The following is a 7,373-nucleotide window of genomic DNA, read 5'->3' as shown; positions in this document are numbered from 1 at the left end:
GATCAGCTTGTCGCGCGCGGCGCGCGCCGCGGCCTGCACGGCGGGCGACACGCTCGCCGCCGACTGCGAGCCGCCTGAGACGGGCGCGCGCGGCAGCGTCGAATCGCCGAGCGCGAACGAAATGCGCTCGGGCGGAAAGCCGAGCGCGTCGGCGGCCACCTGCGTCATCACGGTGTAGGTGCCGGTGCCGATATCCTGGGTGCCGGAAGCGACCATCGCCGTGCCGTCGGGCAGGATGCGCGCGAGCGCCGACGCCTCGCTGCGGTTCGCGGGATAGGTCGCGCTCGCCATGCCCCAGCCGATCAGCGTATTGCCCTCGCGCATCGCGCGCGGCGCGTTCACGCGCTTCGCCCAGCCGAAGCGTTCCGCGCCCGCCGCGTAGCACTCGCGCAGCGCCTTCGACGACCACGGCCTGTTTTCCTGCGGCTCCGTTTCGGCGTAATTCTTCAGACGCAGCGCGACCGGATCGATCTTGAGCCGCCACGCGAGTTCGTCCATCGCCGATTCGAGCGCGAACGAGCCGGTGGTCTCGCCGGGCGCGCGCGTGAAGGTCGGCGTGCCCACGTTCAGCGGCACGACGCGATGACTCGTGCTCAGGTTCGGCACCGCGTACATCATGCGCGTGACGAGCCCGGACAACTCGGTCCAGTCCTCGAACGTCGACGTGTGCGAAAGCGTGTCGTGACGCAGGCCCGTGAGCGTGCCGTCTTTACGCGCCGCGATCGACAGATGCTGCTCCGTGTGCGGGCGCGAACCCACGGGGCCGAACATCTGCGGACGCGCGAGCGCGAGACGCACGGGACGGCCCGTCTGCTTCGCGGCCATCGCGCACAGGCTCACATGCGACCACGACGAACCCTTGCAGCCGAAGCCGCCGCCGATGAACGGCGAAATCACGCGCACGTTCGCGGCGGGCACGCCGAACACGGCGGCGACCGCGTTGCTCGCGCCGGTCACGCCTTGCGTCGCGTCGTAGAGCGTGAGTTCGGGGCCGTCCCAGCGCGCCAGCGTCGCGTGCGGCTCCATCGGATTGTGGAATTGCACGGGCGTTGTGTAGATCGCGTCGATGCGCACCGCGCCTTCGCGCAGGCCCGCTTCGGGGTCGCCGCGCGACGAATCGGCGGGACGGCCGGGCTGTGTGGGCGGCGTATGCGCCTGCGCTTTCGCGCGCGCGAAATCGAGCGTCGATGGCGTGGCGGCGTAGGTCGGATGAACGTGTTGCGCGGCGTCGATGGCGCGCTCCAGCGTGTCGGCGACCACGACCGCGACCGGCTCGTTGCTATAGCGCACGACGTTGTCCTGCAGCAGCGTGAGGCGGCGGCCCGCGGGCGGCGCGAGCGGCGGCTGGCCGTGGTTCGGCAGACGCATCGCGTTTTGCCACGTCATCACGAGCAGCACGCCGGGCATTGCCTGCGCGCGGCGCGTATCGATCGACGTGATGGTGCCGCTCGACACCGTGCTCGTCACGAGCACCGCATGGGCGAGCCGCGCTTCGGGAAAATCGGACGCATAGTTAGCACTGCCAGTGACTTTCATCAGTCCATCGATGCGGTCGACGGGCTGGCCGATCAGCGGATTCGTGTCGTTCATGCGAAGTCTCCCGTGGCGCCTGCGGCCTGCAAAGTCGCGCGGACGATCGCGCGCTGCGCGAGTTCGACCTTGAACGCATTGCCCGGCAGCGGCCGCGCCTGCGCGAGTTCGGCGGCGGCTGCCGCGCGCAGTGTGGCGGTGTCGAGCGTGCGGCCCGCGAGATGCTGTTCGGCGAGACTCGCGCGCCACGGCTTGTGCGCGACGCCGCCGAGCGCGATGCGCGCGCTTCGCACGCGTTGGCCGTCGAGTTGCAGCGCCGCCGCCACGGAAACGAGCGCGAACGCGTAGCTCGCGCGGTCGCGCAGCTTCAGGTAGTGCGCGTGATCGCTGAATGCGGGCGGCGGCAGATCGACCGAAGTGATCAGTTCGCCGGGCGCGAGCGTGGTGTCGAGATCGGGACGCTCGCCGGGCAGGCGATGAAACTGCGCGATGGGAATCGCACGCGCGCCGTTCGGGCCGCGCACCTGCACGACGGCGTCGAGCGCCGCGAGCGCCACGCTCATATCGGACGGATTCACGGCCACGCATTGCGCGCTCGCGCCGAGTATCGCGTGCAGGCGGTTGAAGCCGCCGAGCGCCGCGCAGCCGCTGCCGGGCGCGCGCTTGTTGCATTGGGCGAACGCGGTGTCGTAGAAGTAATCGCAGCGCGTGCGTTGCAGCAGGTTGCCGCCGACCGTCGCCATGTTGCGCAATTGCGGCGACGCGCCCGCGAGCAGCGCCTGCGAGAGCAGCGGATAACGCGTGCGCACGAGCGTGTGATTGGCGGCGTCGCTGTTGCGCACGAGCGCGCCGATGCGCAGGCCGCCGTCGGGCAAGGTCTCCACAAGATCGAGCGGCGCGAGGCGCGTGATGTCGATCAGCGTGACGGGATGCGCGAGGCCGCCTTTCATCAGATCGAGCAGATTCGTGCCGCCGCCGATGAAGGCCGCGCCCGGTTGCTGCGCGGCGGCGATGGCGGCGTCGATGCTGGCGGCGCGCTGGTAGGAGAGAGCGTCCATAAGCGTGCTCCGTGTGTTACGCGCCGGCGCTGTGCGCGTCGCGCACGGCGGCCACGATGTTCACGTACGCGCCGCAGCGGCACAGATTGCCGCTCATGCGCTCGCGGATTTCGGCGTCGCTCAGTTGCGCGGGGCGCGTGCGCACGTCGACGGTCGCGGCGCTCGCGGTGCCCGCCGCGAATTCGCTGAGACACGCCGTCGCCGAACACAACTGCCCCGGCGTGCAGAAGCCGCACTGCAACGCATCGCGCTCGACGAAGGCGCGCTGGATCACGCTCGGCTGCGTCGCGCTCGCGAGGCCTTCGACCGTGGTGATGCGCTGGCCTTCGTGCATCACCGCGAGCGTGAGGCACGCGTTGATGCGGCGGCCTTCCACGAGCACGGTGCATGCGCCGCACTGGCCGCGATCGCAGCCCTTCTTCGTGCCGGTGAGTCCGGCGTAATCGCGCAAGGCATCGAGCAAGGTCACGCGCGGTTCGATATGCAGCGCGTACTCGCGGCCATTGATGGTGAGTTGGACGGGCTGCGCGGGCACGGCGGGCGGTGCGCTTGCGGGTTCGTTCGCGGGTTCGCTCGCGGAATCATTCGAGGACGCGGTCTGCTGCGCGTGCAGATGCGGTGTCGCGCCGAGCGCGGCGGCGGCTGCGGCCGATTGCAGGAAGCGTCGGCGCGAGGTGTCGGCGGGTGGGGTGGGCGATTGCGCGTCTGCAGCAGCGGGCGCGTCGTGAGAGCGATCGTGTGACATGGCGTTCGGCGGGCTCCATCGAGGATGGCGAGCGCACGCGAATCGCGATGCAGCGTGGGACGTCGCGCAGCGTGCGGACCTCTTGCTTCGAAACGAATGACGAACAACTTCAGCAGCAAATTTGGTGCCGCGCGCACGACGGCCAGCCCGGCGCGCCGGCAGGATCAGACCTGCACGGTGCGCGCGAGCGCGGCGAAAGTAAAGGGCGGAAAGGCGATTCGCGGGCGAAATTTTCGTGACGACGCGGCTTCTGACTCGGGCCTGTCGCGCGGCTGGCGTCAGGCGGTCGCGAAGCTGGCGGCGCGGACAGCCGCCGTGATTTCGATGTTGCGCGATGCGTGTGTGCAATGCCTGCGTGCGATGCCCTCGTGCGATGTCGCTCGCGATCTTTCAGCCGCGACGCGTCAGACCACGATGGCCGAGCTGGCCGCGACGCGCTGCGTGCCGCCGTCGTCGTCGGGTGGCGTGTCGAGCCATGCCGCCACGGCGGCCATCGCGGGTTCGCGGGTGAACACGCCGAAGTGATCGATATCGGGCAGGACAGCGAAATAAGTGTGCGGCGACGCACGCGCGATCAGTTCGCCGAGCAAGGTCGCATCGATGGCTTCGTCGTTGGCGCCGACGAGCACCGCCGCCTGCGCGCCGAGCTTCGCCACATCGCGGTCATAACGGCCGCGCGGATGATACGCGCCATTGAGCCGATACGAATACGCGAGCGTTTCGGTGCCGTCGCGAAAGCGCGCGGGCTTGTTGAACGCGATCACGGGCAAGGCATTGAAGCCGCGCACGCCGAACAGGTTCAGCAGCGCGAGCCCGATGATCCGCCGCAGATGCAGGCTGGCCCAGCCGCTGTCCGCCTTGAGCGAGCGCGAGCCCGCGATGGCCGGGCTCAGCGCGAGAAAGCGCGCGACGAGCGCCGCATGCGCGCCGCCCGCGAAGCGGATCACGAGACCGCCGCCGCTCGAATGGCCGCCGAGCACGATCGGTCCCGACTCGCCGCGATTGCGCAGATGCGTGATGAGGTCGGCGAGATCGTCCTCGAACTGGCCGAGATAGTCGACGTCGCCGCGCCGCGTGCCGGAGAGGTAATGGCCGCGCAGATTCGGCAGCACGACGCGCGCGATGCCGCGCTGGCTCAGATGCGCCGCGAGCGCGTGATACGACGCGCCGTGATACGAGGAGCCATGCACGAAGATCAGCACCTGCGAGGCCGTGCTGTCGTAGAAGCGGAACGCGAGCGGTTCGCCGTCGCGCGCCGCGTAACGCTGCACGGCGGGCAGGCTCGCGGCTGGCGCGGCCTGCAGCGATTCGAAACCGAATACATCCTCGGATTGCGCCGTTTTGGGCTCGGCGGAGGCTACCATCACGAGCGCGGCGGCGATCAGCGTCAGCGCGATCGCCGCGACGATCGACAAGCCATCGATCAGCGTGAAAAGAAAGGCGTGCACGTCAGTCTCCTGTTTGTTTTCCGTGCATGCTAGCAGTTAATTGTGATGATTCATTTTGCATACAAGGCGGCATTCGAGGCAATCACGCCGCGCCGACAAAAAACTGGAGGAGTCCTGATGCTGACGGTTCACCACCTCGACAATTCGCGCTCGCAGCGCGTGCTCTGGATGCTCGAAGAACTGGGCGTCGATTACGACATCGTGAAGTATCAGCGCGACAAGGAGACGATGCTCGCGCCGCCCGCGTTGCGCGCGGTGCATCCGCTCGGCAAGTCGCCTGTCGTGACGGACGGCGATCGCACGCTGGCCGAGTCGGGCGCGATCCTCGAATATCTGGTGGAGCAGTATGGCGACGGGCGTTTCGCGCCCGCGCGCGGCACGCCCGAGTATTTGCGCTACCGTTACTGGATGCACTACGCCGAGGGTTCGGCGATGCCGCCGTTGCTGCTCGCGCTGGTGGCGCAGCGCATCGCGGGCGCGAAGGTGCCGTTCTTCGTGAAGCCGGTCGTGCGCAAGGTCGCGGGTTCGCTGGAGAGCGGCTTCGTCAGGCCGCAGCTCGCGCTGCACTTCGGCTATATCGCGCAGGAACTCGACGCCACGGGCTGGTTCGCCGGCGACGCTTTCACGGCCGCCGACGTGCAGATGAGTTTTCCGCTCGAAGCCGGTGCGAAACGCGCGGGCGCGGAACAGCACGCGCCGATCCGCGCGTTTCTGGAACGCATTCACGCGCGGCCCGCGTATCAGCGCGCGCTGGCGCGCGGCGGCGAGTACACGTTGTTTGGCTGAACGCGCCGGGCGTAAAAAAAGCCGGGAAGCGTCATGCTTCCCGGCTTTTTCATTGGGCGCAGACTACGCGCCGCGAACCTTCAGTCGATGCCGTGAAACGTGGCGTCGTCCGGGCCGAGATATGCAGGCGGACGCCACACGGCGTCGCGCATCGAATGCTGCACGAGATTCTCGACGCCCAGCAGCACCGCGAAGATCGCCATGCGCACCGGGATGCCGTTGTCGGTCTGGCGGAAGATCGCGAGGCGCGGGTCGTGGTTCAGGTCGGTCGAGAGATCGTTCGCACCGGGACGGCTGTCGCGCGGCAGCGGGTGCATCACGAGCGTCTCGGGGGTGCAGAACGTGTCGAGCAGCGCGAGGTTGATCTGGAAATCGGGCGTGTAGCCTTCGAATGACTCGTCGGTGAAACGCTCCTTCTGGATGCGCGTGGCGTACACCACGTCCGCGCCGCGCAGGCCTTCCTTGAGGTCGGTCGTCTGCTCGACCACGTGGCCGTTGGTCGAGATCTTGTCGACGATGTACTGCGGCATTTCGAGCATCGGCGGCGAAATGAGCGTGAACTTGATGCCGCGATACAGCGCGAGCAGCTTCACGAGCGAGTGCACCGTGCGGCCGTACTTGAGGTCGCCCACGAGCGCGATGTGCGCGCCGTCGACGATCTTGCCCAGACGCGAGAACTCGCGCTGGATCGTGTAGAGGTCGAGCAGCGCCTGGCTCGGATGCTCGCCGGGACCGTCGCCGCCGTTGATCACGGGAATGTTCACGGCGCGCGCGAATTCGGCCACCGAACCCTGGTCGGGGTGGCGGATCACCATCGCGTCGACGTAGCCGGCCATCACGCGGCTCGTGTCGTAGATCGATTCGCCCTTGGCCATCGACGAGAACGTGAAGCCGGTCGTGTCGCACACCGAACCGCCCAGGCGGCAGAACGCGGCGCCGAAGCTCACGCGGGTCCGCGTGCTCGCCTCGAAGAACAGGTTGCCGAGCACCGCGCCTTCGAGCACGCGCGAGATTTTCCGGCGGCGCGCGATGGGCTGCATGATGTCGGCCACGCGGAACAGCGCTTCGACGGAGTCGCGCGAGAACTGATCGACGGAGAGCAGCTGCGGCTTGCCTTCGAATTGCATCTGGCTGGCCAGCGAACGCGGATCTACGCTTTGCGTATAGCTTTCACGCGGCTCGCCGCCACCGACGATCTCCGAGACGAAACGCTCGACGATCTCGGGCATGGCGCGCGATTCCTGCGATTCCTCGGGCAGCAGCCACGTGTCGAGCGCGCGGCGCGTGACGCCGATGCGGCTCGCGAAGGCGTCGCGGGTCATGTTCAGGCGACGCATGGCGTCGCGGAGGAAGGCTTGTTGCGGAACGCTCATGCTGGCACCCGTGTTGGCTGGTTTATGTACGCGGTGCGTATATTAGTTCGGCGGGGCGAGAAGTCAAGCGATTTTCGAGGTGCACGCTTGAAGCGGCGCGCGCGGGTTCGCTCGTTCGAGCGGACTTTTTATCGGGATGGGGATTTTTCAGACGCCTCGATAATCGCCGTTTCGATTTTCGGAAGGGCGGGCGCAGGCCGGCTCGGCAGCCTCAGATGCATATCCAGATCCTGTTTCCCGGCGCGTGTGTTTCGCCTGTGCGGGTGAAATCGCGCCTGTGGGGGCGACCATGAAAATGCCGTGGTCGAGCTCCATCGACGAACTGTCGAGCGGCGGCACGCGCTTCGTCACGCAGCGCGCCGCGCGCCGCACGTTGATCGCGACCGCCTGCGTCGCGGCCGTGGTCTCGCTCGCGGGCGGCATCGCCATCGGC

General features: G+C 68.0%; 6 protein-coding genes. 1 reads left to right on the top strand and 5 read right to left on the bottom strand.

Annotated features, from left to right (window positions below):
- The 4 genes from LDO54_RS38500 to LDO54_RS38485 all read right to left on the bottom strand — a co-directional run.
- Nucleotides 1–1,590, bottom strand: a 1,590-nt coding sequence (locus LDO54_RS38500) for a xanthine dehydrogenase family protein molybdopterin-binding subunit (RefSeq protein ID WP_224018349.1), incomplete at its 3' end; no start/stop codon positions are given.
- On the bottom strand, nucleotides 1,587–2,588 hold the full coding sequence (locus LDO54_RS38495) for an FAD binding domain-containing protein (protein WP_224018348.1): 1,002 nt from the start codon (nucleotides 2,586–2,588) through the stop codon (nucleotides 1,587–1,589). The genes LDO54_RS38500 and LDO54_RS38495, both read right to left, overlap by 4 nt.
- Nucleotides 2,589–2,604: 16 nt before the next feature.
- The gene (locus tag LDO54_RS38490) at nucleotides 2,605–3,333 is read right to left on the bottom strand and encodes a (2Fe-2S)-binding protein (protein WP_224018346.1); all 729 of its coding nucleotides are present in this window, start codon (nucleotides 3,331–3,333) and stop codon (nucleotides 2,605–2,607) included.
- Nucleotides 3,334–3,737: 404 nt separating this feature from the next.
- Complete coding sequence (locus LDO54_RS38485; RefSeq protein WP_224018344.1) at nucleotides 3,738–4,781, bottom strand: alpha/beta hydrolase; 1,044 nt, start codon at nucleotides 4,779–4,781, stop codon at nucleotides 3,738–3,740.
- Nucleotides 4,782–4,898: 117 nt separating this feature from the next.
- Here LDO54_RS38485 and LDO54_RS38480 point away from each other — a divergent pair, with 117 nt between their 5' ends.
- Entirely contained in the window at nucleotides 4,899–5,567 is a 669-nt protein-coding gene (locus tag LDO54_RS38480; protein ID WP_224018342.1) for a glutathione S-transferase family protein, read from the top strand.
- Nucleotides 5,568–5,647: 80 nt separating this feature from the next.
- Here LDO54_RS38480 and LDO54_RS38475 read toward each other — a convergent pair whose 3' ends face one another.
- On the bottom strand, nucleotides 5,648–6,940 hold the full coding sequence (locus LDO54_RS38475; protein WP_205997912.1) for an aspartate carbamoyltransferase: 1,293 nt from the start codon (nucleotides 6,938–6,940) through the stop codon (nucleotides 5,648–5,650).
- Between the last annotated feature and the right edge of the window lie 433 nt (nucleotides 6,941–7,373).

The organism is Paraburkholderia tropica (assembly GCF_914484835.1).
Taxonomy (GTDB): Bacteria; Pseudomonadota; Gammaproteobacteria; order Burkholderiales; family Burkholderiaceae; genus Paraburkholderia; species Paraburkholderia tropica_A.
The sequence above is the reverse complement of the archived record's forward strand: the minus strand, read 5'-3'. Positions and strand labels throughout refer to the sequence as shown.

What these genes read in the sequence shown, in the direction of transcription:
- LDO54_RS38480 (WP_224018342.1), top strand. Translation starts at nt 4,899, where the DNA reads ATGCTGACGGTTCACCACCTCGACAATTCGCGCTCGCAGCGCGTGCTC.
- LDO54_RS38490 (WP_224018346.1), bottom strand. Translation starts at nt 3,333, where the DNA reads ATGTCACACGATCGCTCTCACGACGCGCCCGCTGCTGCAGACGCGCAA.
- LDO54_RS38475 (WP_205997912.1), bottom strand. Translation starts at nt 6,940, where the DNA reads ATGAGCGTTCCGCAACAAGCCTTCCTCCGCGACGCCATGCGTCGCCTG.
- LDO54_RS38495 (WP_224018348.1), bottom strand. Translation starts at nt 2,588, where the DNA reads ATGGACGCTCTCTCCTACCAGCGCGCCGCCAGCATCGACGCCGCCATC.